Source organism: Citrobacter sp. CK206 (assembly GCF_030333125.1).
In the GTDB taxonomy this organism is placed as follows: Bacteria; Pseudomonadota; Gammaproteobacteria; order Enterobacterales; family Enterobacteriaceae; genus Citrobacter_B; species Citrobacter_B koseri.
Genome location: NZ_JAOWGM010000014.1, coordinates 1 through 302, shown reverse-complemented (window position 1 = coordinate 302; position 302 = coordinate 1). Strand labels below are relative to the sequence as shown.

Below are 302 nucleotides of genomic sequence, written 5' to 3'. Positions count from 1 at the left end.
TCTTTTGTCACCCCTTCTGAACTACCCGCAGAAGTCCTTCATGCCCGGGTTATTGATACGGATGGTTATCTGTATACCTTTAATACGCTTGATCCGACTTCCCGAAGTCCTGATTCTATCGACAATTGGGCTACTGCTGTTCATGGTGTCAGCTTTAATAATTTCAACAAAGTCAAAAAGCCGCCTCAGTACATTGTCTTCTGCTGGGAATCCTATATCGATAAACAAACTTACGAGACCAGCGCCGTGTTCGGACCAGAAACCTGGCTACGGATGAAAACCCCTGCCGATCATACCTGGGA

Annotated in this window: 1 protein-coding gene; it reads left to right on the top strand. The window is 46.4% G+C overall.

Going from position 1 to position 302, the window contains the following annotated elements:
* A partial coding sequence (locus OGX81_RS00630; protein ID WP_286450048.1) for a DUF2931 family protein occupies positions 1-302 on the top strand: 302 nt, incomplete at both ends.